Origin of the sequence: Streptomyces sp. NPDC001852 (assembly GCF_042891825.1) — a bacterium.
Classification (GTDB): domain Bacteria; phylum Actinomycetota; class Actinomycetes; order Streptomycetales; family Streptomycetaceae; genus Streptomyces.
In genome coordinates this window covers 224,492-238,736 of the sequence record NZ_JBIATN010000008.1, presented here as the reverse complement: position 1 = coordinate 238,736, position 14,245 = coordinate 224,492, and the positions used below count along the sequence as shown (strand labels likewise).

Here is a 14,245-nt window from a genome sequence, read left to right as displayed (position 1 = left end):
ATCACTCGTGGGAGCGCTCCCACAGTACCTGGCACCTACACATCCCGCACGTTCCCCGCCCGAGCCGCAGCGCGTACGAACGGGCCCGATTCATGCAGTTGGCCGGGGGGTCGGCACGTCAGGCAACAGGAGGACGCAATGCGCACGAGCATCCGCCGGTCCCAGCGGCTGATGGCCCTCGCGGCCGTTGCCGCGTTGACCACGGGGCTGCTGGCCGGCTGCGCCAAGGACGACAACAGCTCGTCGGACAACTCGGACGGCGGCGGAAACGGCAGTGGCAAAGGCAGGATCACGCTGACCATCGGCACCTTCGGCGTCTTCGGCTACAAGCAGGCCGGCCTCTACGACGAGTACATGAAGCTGCATCCCGACATCAACATCAAGGAGAACGTGACCACCCGCACCGACGTGTACTGGCCGAAGGTGCTCACCCGCCTCCAGGCCGGCTCCGGCACCGACGACGTCCAGGCCATCGAGATCGGCAACATCACCGAGGCCGTGCAGACACAGGCGGACAAGTTCGTCGACCTCGGCAAGGAGGTCGACAAGTCCCAGTGGCTGGACTGGAAGAACGCCCAGGCCACCACCAAGGACGGCAAGCTCATCGGGCTCGGGACCGACATCGGGCCGATGGCCATCTGCTACCGCAAGGACCTGTTCCAGAAGGCGGGGCTGCCGACCGACCGGACCAAGCTCGCCGACATGTGGAAGGGCGACTGGGCCAAGTACGTCGACGTCGGCAAGCAGTACATGAAGAAGGCGCCCAAGGGCACCAAGTTCGTGGACTCCGCGTCCTCCGTCTACAACGCGGCCCTCGGCGGCGGTGACGAGCGGTACTACGACAAGGCGACCGGCAACGTCGTCTGGGACAAGTCCGACGGTGTGAAGAAGGCCTGGAACGTCGCCATGGACGTCGCCACCAGCGACATGTCGGCGAAGCTGAAGCAGTTCGACCCGACCTGGGACCAGGGCTACGCCAACGGCACCTTCGCCAGCGTCGCCTGCCCGGCCTGGATGCTCGGCTACATCGAGCAGAAGTCCGGCGACTCCGGCAAGGGCAAGTGGGACGTGGCGGCCGCGCCCACCGCGGCCAACTGGGGCGGCTCCTTCCTCGGCGTGCCGACGGCGGGCAAGCACCAGAAGGAGGCCATCGCGCTGGCCAAGTGGCTGACCGCGCCCGAGCAGCAGGCCAAGGTCTTCGCCAAGCAGGCCAGCTTCCCGTCGACCCCGTCGGCGTACGCGAGCCTGAAGCCGGCCGCGGACACCACGGCGTACTTCTCCAACGCGCCGCTCACCCAGATCTTCTCCGACTCGGCGAAGACGATCCCGACGCAGTACTTCGGCATCAAGGACCAGCCGATCAACTCCGCGATCACCGACGTCGGCATCCTCCAGGTCGAGCAGAAGGGCAAGTCGCCGTCCCAGGGCTGGGACGCGGCGTCCAAGGAGATCAAGGACGTGCTCGGCCAGTGACCAGCTCCAAGCAGGCTCTCGCGCATCCCGCGTCGAGCGCCGACGCCGCGCCCGGCACCCCGCCGGGCGCGGCGCGGGGCGCTCACGGTAGCGGTGCGCCGGCGGGCGCCGACTCCTGGCGCAGCCGGCTGTACCGCTGGGACATGAAGGCGTCGCCGTACGCGTTCGTGTCCCCCTTCTTCGTCCTGTTCGGGGCGTTCACGCTGGTCCCGCTGCTCTACACGGCCTGGTACTCGCTGCACGATGTGCAGCTGTCCTCCCTGGGCCACCAGAGCTGGGCGGGCCTGGACAACTACAAGAACCTCTGGTCCTCGGATTTCTTCTGGAACGCGCTGAAGAACACCCTGACCATCGGTGTCATCTCGACCGTGCCGCAGCTGCTGGCCGCGATCGGGCTCGCGCACCTGCTGAACTACCGGCTGCGGGGCTCGACCGTCTGGCGCGTGGTGATGCTGACCCCGTACGCCACCTCGGTGGCCGCGGCGACCCTGGTGTTCACGCTGCTGTACTCGTGGGACGGCGGCATGGTCAACTGGATCCTGCACTTCTTCGGGGTGAACCCGGTCAACTGGCGTGAGTCCGACTGGGGTTCGCAGTTCGCGGTGTCGTCGATCGTGATCTGGCGGTGGACCGGCTACAACGCGCTGATCTACCTCGCCGCCATGCAGGCGATCCCAGCCGACCTCTACGAGTCGGCGGCGATCGACGGCGCGAACCGCTGGCAGCAGTTCCGGCATGTCACCATCCCGCAGCTGCGGCCGACGATCCTCTTCACGGTGGTCGTCTCGACCATCGGCGCGACCCAGCTCTTCGGCGAGCCGCTGCTGTTCGGCGGGGTCAGCGGCTCCAAGGGCGGCTCCGAGCACCAGTACCAGACGCTCGGTCTGTACATGTACGACCAGGGCTGGATCATCGGCAACCTCGGCAAGGCGTCCGCGATCGCCTGGTCGATGTTCCTGGTCCTGCTGGTCGTCGCCGCGGTCAATCTGCTGCTCACCCGACGGCTGAGGAAGTCCCAATGACGACCGGTGAACTCACACTTCCCCGCAAGGCCGTCCGGCGCCGCGGCCGGATGGGGGCCGGCAAGCAGTTGCACGCGGGCCCGGTGACGTACGTCGTGCTGACCGTCTTCGCGCTGGTCTCCCTCGCCCCGCTGGTGTGGACGGCGATCGCCGCCTCCCGCACCGACCGGCGGCTGGCCGAGACCCCGCCGCCGCTGTGGTTCGGCGGCAACCTGTTCAGGAACCTGCAGACGGCCTGGGACCAGGCGGGGCTCGGCACCGCGATGTTCAACTCGGTGATCGTGGCGGGCACGATCACGGTGAGCACGGTGCTGTTCTCGACCCTGGCCGGCTTCGCCTTCGCCAAGCTTCGGTTCCGGTTCTCCAGCCTGCTGTTGCTGCTGACCGTCGGCACGATGATGATCCCGCCGCAGCTGGCCGTCGTACCGCTGTACCTGTGGATGTCGGACCTCGGCTGGTCCAACCAGCTGCAGACGGTGATCCTGCCGAGTCTCGTCACCGCCTTCGGTACGTTCTTCATGCGGCAGTACCTGGTGCAGGCGCTGCCGACCGAGCTGATCGAGGCGGCCCGGGTGGACGGGGCGAGCAGCATCCGGATCGTCTGGCACGTGGTCTTCCCGGCGGCGCGTCCGGCCATGGCCGTACTCGGCCTGCTGACGTTCGTGTTCGCCTGGAACGACTTCCTGTGGCCGATCATCGCGCTGAACCAGCAGAACCCGACCGTGCAGGTGGCCCTGAACTCGCTCGGCACCGGCTATGTCCCGGACCAGGCGGTGATCATGGCGGGCGCGCTGCTCGGCACGCTGCCGCTGCTGATCGCGTTCGTCCTGTTCGGCAAGCAGATCGTGGGCGGGATCATGCAGGGCGCGATCAAGGGCTGAACCCCTGCGCACAGGGGCCGGGCCACCGCCGCTCCGGCCCCTGCCCCTCCTCTTCCCCTGGCCCCCAGCTACTGCGCCAGGTCCCCTCCGACCCCAATGGGAGCGCTTCCATGCCTGAACCCGTTACGTCCGTGACCTTTCCTCCCGCCTTCCTCTGGGGCGCCGCGACCTCGGCGTACCAGATCGAGGGGGCGGTGCGGGAGGACGGCCGCACCCCCTCGATCTGGGACACCTTCAGCCATACGCCGGGCAGGACGGCCGGCGGCGAGACCGGGGACGTCGCCGTCGACCACTACCACCGGTTCCGCGAGGACGTGGCGCTGATGGCGGAGCTGGGTCTGACCGCGTACCGCTTCTCGGTCTCCTGGTCGCGGGTGCAGCCCACCGGCCGGGGCCCCGCGGTCCAGCGCGGTCTGGACTTCTACCGCCGGCTGGTGGACGAGCTCCTCGCCCACGGCATCAGGCCGGCGCTCACCCTCTACCACTGGGACCTGCCGCAGGAGCTGGAGGACGCGGGCGGCTGGCCGCAGCGGGACACCGCGCTCCGGTTCGCCGAGTACGCGCGGCTGGTCGGCGAGGCGCTGGGCGACCGGGTGGAGCAGTGGATCACTCTCAACGAGCCCTGGTGCAGCGCCTTCCTGGGCTACGGGTCGGGCGTGCACGCCCCGGGCCGTACCGACCCGGCGGCCGCCCTGCGCGCCGCCCACCACCTGAACCTGGCGCACGGCCTGGCGGCCTCGGCCCTGCGCTCGGTGATGCCGGCCCGCAACGAGGTGGCGGTCAGCCTCAACTCCTCGGTGGTACGGCCGTTTTCGCAGGACCCGGACGACCTGGCCGCGGCCCGCCGGATCGACGACCTGGCCAACGGGATCTTCCACGGCCCGATGCTGCACGGCGCGTACCCCGCGTCGTTGCTCCAGGCCACGGCCTCGATCACCGACTGGTCGTACGTCCTGGACGGCGACACCCGCGCGATCAACGCCCCGCTGGACGCGCTGGGCCTGAACTACTACACCCCGGCCCTGGTCTCGGCCGCGTCCGGCGAGGTCAAGGGCCCCCGGGCGGACGGCCACGGCGCCAGTGAGCACTCCCCCTGGCCGGGCGCCGACGACGTGCTCTTCCACCAGACGCCGGGCGAGCGCACGGAGATGGGCTGGACGATCGATCCGACCGGCCTGTACGACCTGCTCGTCCGCTACACGCGCGAGGCGCCGGGTCTGCCGCTGTACGTGACGGAGAACGGCGCCGCCTACGACGACAAGCCCGACCCCGACGGCCGCGTCCACGACCCCGAGCGCATCGCCTACCTGCACGGCCACCTCGCGGCGGTCCGCCGGGCCATCGCCGAGGGCGCCGACGTGCGCGGCTACTACCTGTGGTCCCTGATGGACAACTTCGAGTGGTCGTACGGCTACGGGAAGCGGTTCGGCGCCGTGTACGTGGACTACACGACGCTGGAACGGACGCCGAAGTCGAGCGCGCGGTGGTACGGGGAGGTGGCGCGGACGGGGGTGTTGCCGGCGGTGGACTCCGCCGCCTGAAGACGGGGGGTGCGACCCGCCGTGGGGGCGGGCCGCACCCCGTGCCGTCTGTTCACTCGCTGAGCCCCATGTGGGCGAATACCACGTCCCGTACGCGGAAGACCGCGTCGGGGTCGATGGAGTGCGCTGCTCTCGGCACGGAAGGACGAGGCGTGCCGGCGAGGAACCGGTCGACGAGCCGCTCCGCCGCCTCCGGGTCGTGGGCCCACAGTCCCTCGGCGGCCACCGCGGAGGCACGGCTGAGGAAGCGCGTCCCCAGGGGGAAGTCCGCCAGCTTCCCGGAGAGTTCTTCGATCGCCGCAACGGCAGGCTCCGTTGCTCCCGACCACGCCAGTGCCTGAATGATCGCCGTCGATATGTCGACGCCCGCCAGCGAGCGGTCCGACACGCCCGTCACCCCGGCCGCGTGGTGGGCGCAGCGCCGCGCACGGTGGGTTGAAGCGGGGAAAGCCGAGGGTGGTACACGTCAGCACCGCGTCCAGCTCACCGATCCGGCCGAAGGAGACCGGCGGGACGCCTACGCCGGGGGCAACGGCTTCTACGGCTTCTACGGCTTCTACGGCTTCTACGGCTTCTACGGCTTCTACGGCGAGAATCGCGATGTCGATGCCCTGATGCCGCCAGGTCACCGCCGCCTCGGCGCTCCACTCCTCGGGACGGTCGGCCTGGAACCGTGCCCGGATCTCCACGCCGCCGTCGACCACGTGCGCGGCGGTCAGGATCAGGTCCGGTGAGACGAGATACCCGGTCCCCCGCCGGCCCCCGCCATCCGGCAGACTGACGATGATCTCAGCGACAAGCTCCGGCCGAAGGCCCTGGTCAGCGCTCGCCCTCAACCTCGCCGCCTGCGATCAGTACAGGCCGAACCGGGCCGCCGTCCGCCGGGAAGGCCTTCGGAGTCAGAGTGACCTTGATCCGCTGTGTCTGCGCCTGTGCGTACTTGCCGTTCGCGCCCACGTCGACGACCCACAGCTTCACCTTGGCGTCCGCGCCTGCCTCACGCGTGACCGCGACCGTCGCCTCGACCTCCACGGGCCCCAGCTCGAACCGCACCAGCTGCCCGTCCCCGTCCGCCACGGCCGACGTGAGCTGCCTCCTCAACTCACGGAGCATGTCAGACAGTTCGATCACTGCGCCTCCCTTGTGCACGGATGCTCAGACGCTACCGGTCACCCGGTGCCCAGCAGTCGGCACAAGCCCGGCTACACAGCGACCAGCCGTACCCTGCCGCCGCACAGCTTGGTCATGTCGTCCACGTCCGAGGTGAGCATCACCGCTGGTCGGCGTTGCCGCAGCGCCATCTCGGCGACGACGGCATCGATGGCGTACTTGTGGCCGTGCAGACCGGCGCCGATCAGCAGGGCCGAGGCCGCCTTCGCCTCCTCGTCGCCGACCGGCACGATCCGCATACCGGACAGCGCCCAGGCGAGCCGCGCCTTGTTCACGCGACTGTGCGCGGACTCGATGAGGGTGAGGGCGCTGACGACCACTTCCATGCCCCGCCTCCGCGCCTCGGCGACGAGGGCGACGACGGGCTCATGGTCAGCCACGAACTTGGACAGGCCTTCGCAGTCGAGGACGAGGGTGCCCTCGTGGCTCAGCTTGCGGCGGGCCACTGGCCCTCCTCGGCGAACACCTCGTCGAAGACCTGCCGGGCCCGCTCCCTGGACTGCTCGGAGACCGGCCCTTCGCGGCGCTCGTAGTCGGCCAGGTATTCGTCCAGAATCTGACCACGCAGTTCGCGCTCGACCGCCTCGGTGATGAAGGCCGAGAACTCACGCTTGCCGACCCGTCGGCGGATGGCCTCCGCCGTGCCCTCGGGCAGGGAAAGGCTGACGCGCGTCGCGGGCCCTTCTCCGACTCCGTACGACGTCTCACTCATGCGACTGAGATTATCAAAGAAGTAGGAAAAGGCCCACGGCTGCTCACGCACGAGTCGGTTCAGTTGAAGGCCCCGAACGCCTTCGAGAAGGCGAACGTGTCCTGGACGATGGAGCTGCACGTGGGGTCGGCGGAGTTCTTCGCGCCGCCTGCGCACTGCTTGTCACGGGCCGCGGACCACATCGACAGGCCGCCGAGGCCCTTGGACTGGGCGAAGTTCACCAGCTGGGTGGCGTCGTCCACCTTGAAGATCTCGGAGGAGACGTCGTTGACGCCGATCATGGGGGTGACGGCGACCGCCTTCCAGGCGGCTGAGTCGGAGAGGGCGAGGACGCTCTTGACCTGGGCCTGGGTGGCCGTCGCGGCCTGCTGCGCGTAGTCGCCCATGTCGCCGTTGTACGACGGGCCGTAGTCCATCGCCATGATGTTGACGGTGGAGATCTTCACGCCGTTGGACTTGGCGTCGGACAGGAGGTTCACGCCGTCCTGGGTGAGGCCCTCGGGCATCACCGGGAGGGTGAAGGAGACGTCCAGGTCCGGGTGGAGCGCCTGAAGCTTCGCTATCGCCTTCGCCCGGAGGGTGTTCGCCGCCGTGTTCGGCAGCGCGCCGCCCTCGACGTCGAAGTCGACCTTGGTCAGCTTGAACGCGTCGACCGCCTTGCCGTACGCGGCCGCCAGCGCGTCCGCCGAGGAGCAGGTGGTGGCCAGTTCGGAGCCGGAGGCGCCGCCGAAGGAGACCCGGACGTCACCGCCCTTGGCGCGCAGGGAGCCGATCTGGGCGGCGACGGCGTCGCTGGTCAGATCGGTCACACCGCCCCACTTGGGGGTGCAGCCACCGCCGTCGGTGACGAACGCGAGGTTGTAGTTCTTCACGCCGGTCGCGTCGGCCGCGCCGACCAGGTCGAAGGCCGGGTAGAGGGAGGTGTCGACGTACGGGGCGAAGCCGCCGGAGGCGGTGGTGCCGCTGCCGGTGCCGGTCGTCCGGGAGGGGGTCGGGGTGGGGGTGGCGCTCTTGGTCGGGGTGGGTGTGAAGGTCGGCGACGGGGACTGGGTGGGGGACTGGGTGGGCCGGCCGCTCGGCTCGGGCGTGGCGCCGTCGTCGGCGGAACACTGGGCGTTGTCGATGCGACAGCCGGTCGGATCGCCCTTGCCGTCGACCACGAAGCCGACGGTCACCGACTTGCCGGGGGCGAGGCCCTCGGTGTCCCACTTCGCGGGCTTCACGGTGACGTGCGAACCGCTGACGCTCGACTCGCCGTTCCACAGGGAGCCGAGCCTGGCGCCCGCCGGGAGGTCGAACTGAAGGGTCCAGGTCTTCTCGGCCTGGCCGCTGTTGTTGGTGACGACGTACTGCGCGGTGTAGCCGGTCGACCAGTCGCTGGTCCTGGTGTACGCGGCGTTCACACCGGCCGCGTTGGCGGTGCCGGTGAGCAGGACCGCGCCGCCGCCGACCACGGCCGCGGCCACGAGACCGCCTATCGCCTTGTTCCTGCCACTGATCCTGCGCCGGTGCGTGGTCATGCGCGTGCCTGCCTTCGCTGTTCACGGGGGGTGAGGTGCGGCAGACGCTAGCGATCCGGAATCGGACAAATAGCCTGATCGGGGCGGCCGTTGCAGACCTTAGGGTTCGCTTAAGGAAGGGATCGGGGGTGGTTAATGGTCGAGACCAGTGAGGACCGGTTTGCCCGATCGGCGCCGCCTGCGTACCCGCCCCCGCACCGGCCGCCGCCCGTCCAGCTGGAACCAGATCCGCACTTCCGTGCCGCCCAGCACCGAGGAGCCGATCCGGACGTCCCCGCCGGTGGCCTCGGCGAGCCGGCGCACGATGTCGAGCCCGAGCCCGGTCGAGCCGGCGTTCCCGGAGCCACGCCCACGGGCCATCGCCGCCTCGGGGTCGGCTATGCCGGGGCCCGCATCGGAGACCAGCACGATCACCGCGTCCTCGCCGTTGTGCACGTCGACCGCGAAGGCGGTGCCCTCGGCGGTGTGCCGGAAGACATTGCCGAGCAGGGCGTCGAGCGCGGCAGCCAGATCGGCGCGGGCCACGGGTATGCGCACCGGCCGCTCGACGCCGGCCACCCGCCACTTGCGGCCCTCGTCCTCGGCGAGCGCGGACCAGAACTCCATGCGCTCGCACACCACTTCGGCCGCGTCGCACCCGGCGCCCGGGCCGAGGGCCGCCGTCTGCGGCTTGGCCTCCCGGGCCGTACGGATGATGGTGTCGACCTCGCGCTCCAACTGGGCGACCGCGGCCCGGGTCTGCTCGGCGGCCGGTCCGCCGCCCAGGGAGGCGGCGTTGAGCCGCAGCACGGTCAGCGGCGTGCGCAGGCGGTGCGAGAGGTCCGCCGCCAGCTCTCTCTCGTTGGCGAGGAGCTGGACGACCTGGTCGGCCATGGAGTTGAACGCCACGGCCGCGAGCCGCAGTTCGGTGGGCCCGTCCTCCGGCACTCTCGCCCCCAGCTTGCCCTCGCCCAGATCGTGCGCCCCCTCGACCAGCCGCTGGGCGGGCCGCACCATGCGCACCCCGAGCCGGTCGGCGACCGCGACCGATCCGACGATCAGCGCGAGGCCGACGGCCGCGAGCACCGCCCAGGCCGTGCCGACGCCGTTGGTCACCTCTGACTCGGGGACGTACACCTCGACGACCGCGATGTCTCCGGAGCCGAGCGCGACCGGCTGGAGCAGTGTGGAGCCGCCGGCCACCGAGGTCGTGGAGGCCCGGCCCAGTTTCCGTACCGCCTGGATGTCGCGGGCGGCGGCGCGGCGCGGGCCGAGGTCCAGCGCGGGCCTGCCGCCCTCGGCGGGCAGATGCACGGCCATCCCGGAGTCGGCGCCCGCCGAGGCCACCACGCGCTCCAGTTTGTCCCGGTCGGTGGTGATGGACAGCGCGGGCGCGACCGCGGCGGCCTCCCGCTCGGCGTTCGAGAACGCCCGGTCGCGGGCCATCTCCTCGACGACCAGTCCGAGCGGGACCGCGAAGGCGACCACGACCATCGTGGTGACCGCCAGGCAGACCTTGACCAGGGCCCATCTCATCGCACCGGCCCCCCGTCCGCGGCGGGTTCCGTGGGGGGTTCGAGCTTCACACCGACGCCCCGGAGCGTGTGCAGATAGCGGGGCCGGGCGGCCGTCTCCCCCAGTTTCCGGCGCAACCAGGACAGATGGACGTCGATGGTCTGGTCGTCGCCGTAGGACTGCTGCCAGACCTCGGCGAGGAGTTCCCTGCGCGGGACGACCACCCCGGGGCGGCCGGCGAGGAAGGCGAGCAGGTCGAACTCGCGGCGGGTGAGGTCGAGGCGGACCCCGTCCAGCTCGGCCTGGCGGCGCAGCGGGTCGACGGTCAGCCCGCCGACGCGCAGCACGGAGGAGGGTGCGGCCTCCGTGCCGCCGGAGCGGGCCCGGCGCAGCACCGCCGCCATCCGCGCGGAGAGGTGCTCGACGGAGAAGGGCTTGGTCAGGTAGTCGTCCGCGCCGGCGTTGAGCAGCCGGACGATCTCCGTCTCGTCGTCCCGGGCGGTGGCGATGATCACGGGGACGTCGGTGATGCCGCGCAGCATCTTCAGCGCCTCGGAGCCGTCCAGGTCCGGCAGCCCGAGGTCCAGGATGACCACGTCGAAGCGGAAATGGGCGACCTCGCGCAGCGCCTCCAGTGCCGTACCGACGCTGCGCACGGTGTGTGCGGCGTCGGTCAGATGCCGGATGAGCGCCGAGCGTACGAACTGGTCGTCCTCGACCACGAGCACACTTGCCATGCGCCGCACCGTACGCCATGGGGGCGACGGTGGTCCGGGCCTGTGGATAACTCGGGTTATGTGCACAGGGCGGTTCCCCTGGGGCAGTATGGCCCGCGATGCGCAGAGGACTCGTACACGTACTGGCATGGCTGCTGGCCACGGGAGCGGCGGTCACGCTGTCGTGGTGGGGCGTGCACACGGTCATGGCCGGGACGGCGTACGACCCGCCGCGCGCCCTGCCGGTCACGGCCGCCGACGCGACGGCCCAGGGCTCGAAGGCCCTGTCCTCGCCGACGGATCGCCCGTCCCCGTCGAAGCGGCCGTCGACCAGCCCGACGGCACCGGCCCCGACACCCACGCGGTCCCCGAGCGCCTCCACCACCGCCTCCCCGCCCTCGTCCGCGTCCGGCCAGGTGAAGTCGTACGACACCGACGGCGGCCGGGCCGTGTTCGACCTGGGCCCGTCCAGTGCCACGCTGGTCTCGGCGACCCCGGGGACCGGCTGGTCGATGCAGGTGTGGAAGACCGCGACCTGGATCCGGGTGGAGTTCAGCAGCGGCACCGACCGGGTGTCGGTGATGTGCACCTGGCACGACGGGCCGCCGCACGTGGACATCGGGAACTACTGAGCCCGGCGCCCGGGTGGAGCCGGGTCAGCGGAACACCGACGGCGGCGGGGCCGGCGAAGCCACCGCCGCCGCGTCGGTGACGGCGGCCGCGCCGCCCGTGAAGTCCGTGAGCGGCCTGCCGTGTTCGACGCGGCCGGGGTGCGGGTCGGAGGCGGCACGGCGGGTGAGTTCGGCGACCGGGAGCGGGGCGTCGGAGGCGACCAGGACGGCGTTGCCGAAGCGCTTGCCGCGCAGCACGGCCGGGTCGGCGATCAGCGCGAGTTCGGCGAACCGGGCGGCCGCGGTGGCGATCTGGCCGCGCAGATGGGCGAGCGGCGGGCCGTCGGCGAGGTTGGCGGCGTAGACCCCGGACGGCCTCAGGGCCCGGCGGACCTCGTCCAGGAACTCGGTGGAGGTGAGATGGGCCGGGGTGCGGGCGCCGCTGAAGACGTCCGCGATGACCAGGTCCGCCCAGCCGTCCGGCACCTTGGCGAGGCCCGCGCGGGCGTCCGCCGACCTGACCCGGATCCGGGCGTTCGGGTCCAACGGAAGCTCCCGGCGGACCAGTTGGACCAGGCTTGCGTCCCGCTCGACGACCTGCTGGGTGGAGCGGGGCCGGGTGGCGGCGGCGTACCGGGCGAGGGTGAACGCGCCGCCGCCGAGGTGCACGACGTGCACGGGCCTGCCGGGCGGTGCGACGAGGTCGATGACATGGCCGAGCCGGCGCTGGTACTCGAAGGAGAGGTACGCGGGGTCGTCCAGGTCGACGTGCGACTGGGGGGCGCCGTCGATCAGCAGCGTCCAGGCGCGGCCCCGGTCGGGGTCGGGTACGAGCTGTGCGAGCCCGCCGTCGACCGCCTCCACCACGGCCTCGGCCGCCGCCGATCTGCGCCGTGTGTTCCTGGACCTGCCCACCGGTCCATTTTCGCAGGTGCCGTGGGCGACCGCCTCACTGGCAGCCGTCGGCCGCCTCGATCATCCGGGCCGCCTCCCCGAGGGCCCGGCGCAGCACCACCGGGTCGGTGGCGAGATCGGCCTCGCCGGGCGGCAGCAGCCAGTCGGAGCCCTCCACCGGGGGCTCGGGGTTCAGCCTGAGTCCGCGCCCGTCGGTCTCTGTGCAGGTGCTGCCCGGCACGTCCCAGCCGGCCGCCGTACCCGCCGGAACGAGGAAGCCCAGGGTGGCGCAACTGCCGTCGTGCAGCACGGGGCCCATCGCCTCGCCGACGCCGCGCCGCAGGATGTCGACCGCCTCGAGGCCCTGCCGGGCCGGTACCGTCACGAGGTCGCAGGACGCCGCGTCCACGTCGTCTCCGCCGGCCGACGAGGGCGACCCACAAGGTTCGTTGCTCTGGCTGGACTCCCTGGTCTCCATGCCGGCCTCCACCACACAGCCTGTTGCGGTCCATGGAATCCAACGCCCGGGCGCGTCAACGGCTACGGCACAAGTGCGCCGCAAAGGATGGCACTTCATGGCAGATCATGGATGAGATATCCGATTTGTAGCCAAACACAGCGTGGCGGGTCCTTCACAGCAGGTACGTTCATGCCCGCCGGACCCAGGGCGCCACTCGGACAACTCGTCACGGATCGCCCCGGGCCCGGCATGGTTCGACGGTTCGCACGAGAGGACCCGGCCATGGCGTCGTCAACCGAGACCGCGTCACAGCCCGAACGGCCACCCCGGCCGAACCTCGCCTTCCGGCGACTGCGCGGCACGCGCTCACCGGCCGAGTTCGCGGCGCTCGTACGGCGCGCCGCGCGCGAGATCGGTGAGCGGGTGAGCTGTGACGCGCGGTACGTCGGCAGGGTCGAGGCGGGCGAGATCCGTTGCCCGAACTACGCGTACGAACGGGTGTTCCTGCACATGTTCCCCGGCCGCACGCTCACCGACCTCGGCTTCGCGCCCCGCTCGGCCGTCCGCGGCCGCACGGCGCGTACGGCGGCGGCGGTGCCCGGGGAACCCGTCGCCGCACAGCCGCCCGGTGAGTCACGGGGGGCCTTCGAACCGTATGACACGCAGGACCCGTGCGGCGCGCCAGAACCGTACGCGAAAGACCATCTGAACCACGAGGAGAGCGACGTGCTGCGTCGCGCATTCATGACCGGCGGAGGCGCCACGGTGGCCGCCGCCACGCTGAGCCCACTGGGGCTCACCACGGACGCCGCGGCCGCGGTCCGGACCGCTCGCCGGCCCGGAACCCCGGAGGCGCTCGCCCTGGAGGAGGCCGTCCGCCGGATCCGGCTGCTCGACGACCGGCACGGCGCGGACGGCCTCTACCGGCGCGCGGCGGCTCCGTTGCGCGCGGCCTACGCACTGCTGGACGCCGGCGCGACCCGGCAGACCACCGCCGAACGGCTGCACTCGGGCGCCGGTGAACTGGCCATCTCCGTGGGTTGGCTGGCGCACGACTCCGGCCGCTTCGACGACGCCCGCTCGCACTACGCGGAGGCGCTGGCCACGGCCCGGATGACCGGGGACGCGGCGCTGGAGGCGCACGCCTTCTGCAACACCGCGTTCCTGGCGCGGGACGCCGGCCGCCCCCGCGAGGCGGTCCGCGCCGCGCAGGCCGCCCAGCGCGCGGCCGCTCCGCTGGGTTCGGCGCGCCTGATGTCCCTGCTCGCGCTGCGCGAAGCCGGCGGCTGGGCGGGGCTCGCCGACCGCACGGGGTGTGAACAGGCCCTCGTGCGGGCCCAGACGCTCTTCGTCCGGGGCCGCTCGGAGGCCGACCCCGAGTGGATGAGTTTCTACGGCGAGGCCGAGCTGGAGGGGCTGGAGGCGCAGTGCTGGTCCATGCTGGGCGACTGGCGGCGGGCGTCACGGCACGCGCATCGCGCGGCCGAGCTGCAGGATCCTCACTTCACCCGGAACATCGCGCTGTACACCGCCGAGCTGGCCGATGATCTCGCCCGTGAGGGGCGGCCGGACGAGGCGGCGGCCGCCGGCATGCGCGTGCTCTCCCTGCTGGACCAGGTCCAGTCCTCGCGTATCCAGAGCATGCTGGCGGGGACGGCGCGGGTGCTGTTGCCTCACCGGCGGGCGTCGGGGGTGTCCGACTTCCTGGACCGGCATGCCTCCATGCCGAGGACGGGGAGGGCCTGACCGTG

15 protein-coding genes and 1 pseudogene are annotated in these 14,245 nt (G+C 71.3%); 6 read left to right on the top strand and 10 right to left on the bottom strand.

The annotated features are described in order from the left end of the window. The first annotated feature begins 138 nt into the window (after positions 1-138). From ACFYZB_RS16665 to ACFYZB_RS16650, 4 genes are all read left to right on the top strand, one after another. Positions 139-1,473: an ABC transporter substrate-binding protein gene (locus ACFYZB_RS16665; protein ID WP_388758938.1), complete on the top strand. Its 1,335-nt coding sequence runs from the start codon at positions 139-141 to the stop codon at positions 1,471-1,473. Continuing rightward, entirely contained in the window at positions 1,470-2,495 is a 1,026-nt protein-coding gene (locus ACFYZB_RS16660; RefSeq protein WP_388758936.1) for a carbohydrate ABC transporter permease, read from the top strand. The genes ACFYZB_RS16665 and ACFYZB_RS16660 overlap by 4 nt, the downstream gene beginning before the upstream one ends. Continuing rightward, positions 2,492-3,376 carry a carbohydrate ABC transporter permease gene (locus ACFYZB_RS16655; protein WP_351207338.1) on the top strand — a complete coding sequence of 295 codons (885 nt, stop codon included), beginning with the start codon at positions 2,492-2,494 and terminating at the stop codon, positions 3,374-3,376. Before ACFYZB_RS16660 ends, ACFYZB_RS16655 begins: the two co-directional genes overlap by 4 nt. Positions 3,377-3,486: 110 nt before the next feature. Continuing rightward, positions 3,487-4,917, top strand: a complete 1,431-nt coding sequence (locus ACFYZB_RS16650; protein ID WP_388758934.1) for a GH1 family beta-glucosidase — start codon at positions 3,487-3,489, stop codon at positions 4,915-4,917. 52 nt (positions 4,918-4,969) lie between these two features. Here ACFYZB_RS16650 and ACFYZB_RS16645 read toward each other — a convergent pair whose 3' ends face one another. The 8 genes and pseudogenes from ACFYZB_RS16645 to ACFYZB_RS16610 all read right to left on the bottom strand — a co-directional run bounded on the left by ACFYZB_RS16645 (position 4,970) and on the right by ACFYZB_RS16610 (position 10,550). Then, a complete protein-coding gene (locus ACFYZB_RS16645; protein ID WP_388759073.1) occupies positions 4,970-5,305 on the bottom strand; it encodes a hypothetical protein in 336 nt (111 codons plus the stop codon). A gap of 112 nt (positions 5,306-5,417) precedes the next feature. Further along, positions 5,418-5,621, bottom strand: a pseudogene (locus tag ACFYZB_RS16640) (hypothetical protein); the annotation flags it as partial. 115 nt (positions 5,622-5,736) lie between these two features. After that, positions 5,737-6,048 (bottom strand): trypco2 family protein, encoded by a 312-nt coding sequence (locus ACFYZB_RS16635; RefSeq protein WP_388758932.1) that lies wholly within the window; start codon positions 6,046-6,048, stop codon positions 5,737-5,739. A gap of 71 nt (positions 6,049-6,119) precedes the next feature. Beyond that, the gene (locus tag ACFYZB_RS16630; protein ID WP_351207333.1) at positions 6,120-6,533 is read right to left on the bottom strand and encodes a DNA-binding protein; all 414 of its coding nucleotides are present in this window, start codon (positions 6,531-6,533) and stop codon (positions 6,120-6,122) included. Beyond that, the gene (locus ACFYZB_RS16625; RefSeq protein ID WP_351207331.1) at positions 6,515-6,799 is read right to left on the bottom strand and encodes a hypothetical protein; all 285 of its coding nucleotides are present in this window, start codon (positions 6,797-6,799) and stop codon (positions 6,515-6,517) included. Before ACFYZB_RS16625 ends, ACFYZB_RS16630 begins: the two co-directional genes overlap by 19 nt. A gap of 59 nt (positions 6,800-6,858) precedes the next feature. Next, on the bottom strand, positions 6,859-8,319 hold the full coding sequence (locus ACFYZB_RS16620; RefSeq protein WP_388758929.1) for a cellulose binding domain-containing protein: 1,461 nt from the start codon (positions 8,317-8,319) through the stop codon (positions 6,859-6,861). Between the two features lie 132 nt (positions 8,320-8,451). Continuing rightward, positions 8,452-9,834, bottom strand: a complete 1,383-nt coding sequence (locus ACFYZB_RS16615; RefSeq protein WP_388758927.1) for a sensor histidine kinase — start codon at positions 9,832-9,834, stop codon at positions 8,452-8,454. Next, positions 9,831-10,550, bottom strand: coding sequence for a response regulator transcription factor (locus ACFYZB_RS16610; RefSeq protein WP_388758925.1), 720 nt, complete (start codon positions 10,548-10,550; stop codon positions 9,831-9,833). The genes ACFYZB_RS16615 and ACFYZB_RS16610 overlap by 4 nt, the downstream gene beginning before the upstream one ends. Before the next feature lie 98 nt (positions 10,551-10,648). Between ACFYZB_RS16610 and ACFYZB_RS16605 the strand changes: the two genes are divergently transcribed. Further along, positions 10,649-11,161, top strand: a complete 513-nt coding sequence (locus ACFYZB_RS16605) for a hypothetical protein (protein ID WP_388758923.1) — start codon at positions 10,649-10,651, stop codon at positions 11,159-11,161. A gap of 24 nt (positions 11,162-11,185) precedes the next feature. Here ACFYZB_RS16605 and ACFYZB_RS16600 read toward each other — a convergent pair whose 3' ends face one another. After that, the gene (locus ACFYZB_RS16600; protein WP_388758921.1) at positions 11,186-12,055 is read right to left on the bottom strand and encodes a spermidine synthase; all 870 of its coding nucleotides are present in this window, start codon (positions 12,053-12,055) and stop codon (positions 11,186-11,188) included. Positions 12,056-12,089: 34 nt separating this feature from the next. Then, entirely contained in the window at positions 12,090-12,512 is a 423-nt protein-coding gene (locus tag ACFYZB_RS16595; protein ID WP_388758919.1) for a hypothetical protein, read from the bottom strand. 264 nt (positions 12,513-12,776) lie between these two features. Here ACFYZB_RS16595 and ACFYZB_RS16590 point away from each other — a divergent pair, with 264 nt between their 5' ends. After that, the gene (locus ACFYZB_RS16590; RefSeq protein WP_388758917.1) at positions 12,777-14,240 is read left to right on the top strand and encodes a hypothetical protein; all 1,464 of its coding nucleotides are present in this window, start codon (positions 12,777-12,779) and stop codon (positions 14,238-14,240) included. Positions 14,241-14,245 lie beyond the last annotated feature (5 nt).

Bases quoted from the DNA above. Each gene is read 5' to 3' on its own strand.
- ACFYZB_RS16620 (WP_388758929.1), bottom strand. From the start codon at position 8,319: ATGACCACGCACCGGCGCAGGATCAGTGGCAGGAACAAGGCGATAGGC.
- ACFYZB_RS16650 (WP_388758934.1), top strand. From the start codon at position 3,487: ATGCCTGAACCCGTTACGTCCGTGACCTTTCCTCCCGCCTTCCTCTGG.
- ACFYZB_RS16610 (WP_388758925.1), bottom strand. From the start codon at position 10,550: ATGGCAAGTGTGCTCGTGGTCGAGGACGACCAGTTCGTACGCTCGGCG.
- ACFYZB_RS16615 (WP_388758927.1), bottom strand. From the start codon at position 9,834: ATGAGATGGGCCCTGGTCAAGGTCTGCCTGGCGGTCACCACGATGGTC.
- ACFYZB_RS16595 (WP_388758919.1), bottom strand. From the start codon at position 12,512: ATGGAGACCAGGGAGTCCAGCCAGAGCAACGAACCTTGTGGGTCGCCC.
- ACFYZB_RS16590 (WP_388758917.1), top strand. From the start codon at position 12,777: ATGGCGTCGTCAACCGAGACCGCGTCACAGCCCGAACGGCCACCCCGG.
- ACFYZB_RS16655 (WP_351207338.1), top strand. From the start codon at position 2,492: ATGACGACCGGTGAACTCACACTTCCCCGCAAGGCCGTCCGGCGCCGC.
- ACFYZB_RS16605 (WP_388758923.1), top strand. From the start codon at position 10,649: ATGCGCAGAGGACTCGTACACGTACTGGCATGGCTGCTGGCCACGGGA.
- ACFYZB_RS16665 (WP_388758938.1), top strand. From the start codon at position 139: ATGCGCACGAGCATCCGCCGGTCCCAGCGGCTGATGGCCCTCGCGGCC.
- ACFYZB_RS16625 (WP_351207331.1), bottom strand. From the start codon at position 6,799: ATGAGTGAGACGTCGTACGGAGTCGGAGAAGGGCCCGCGACGCGCGTC.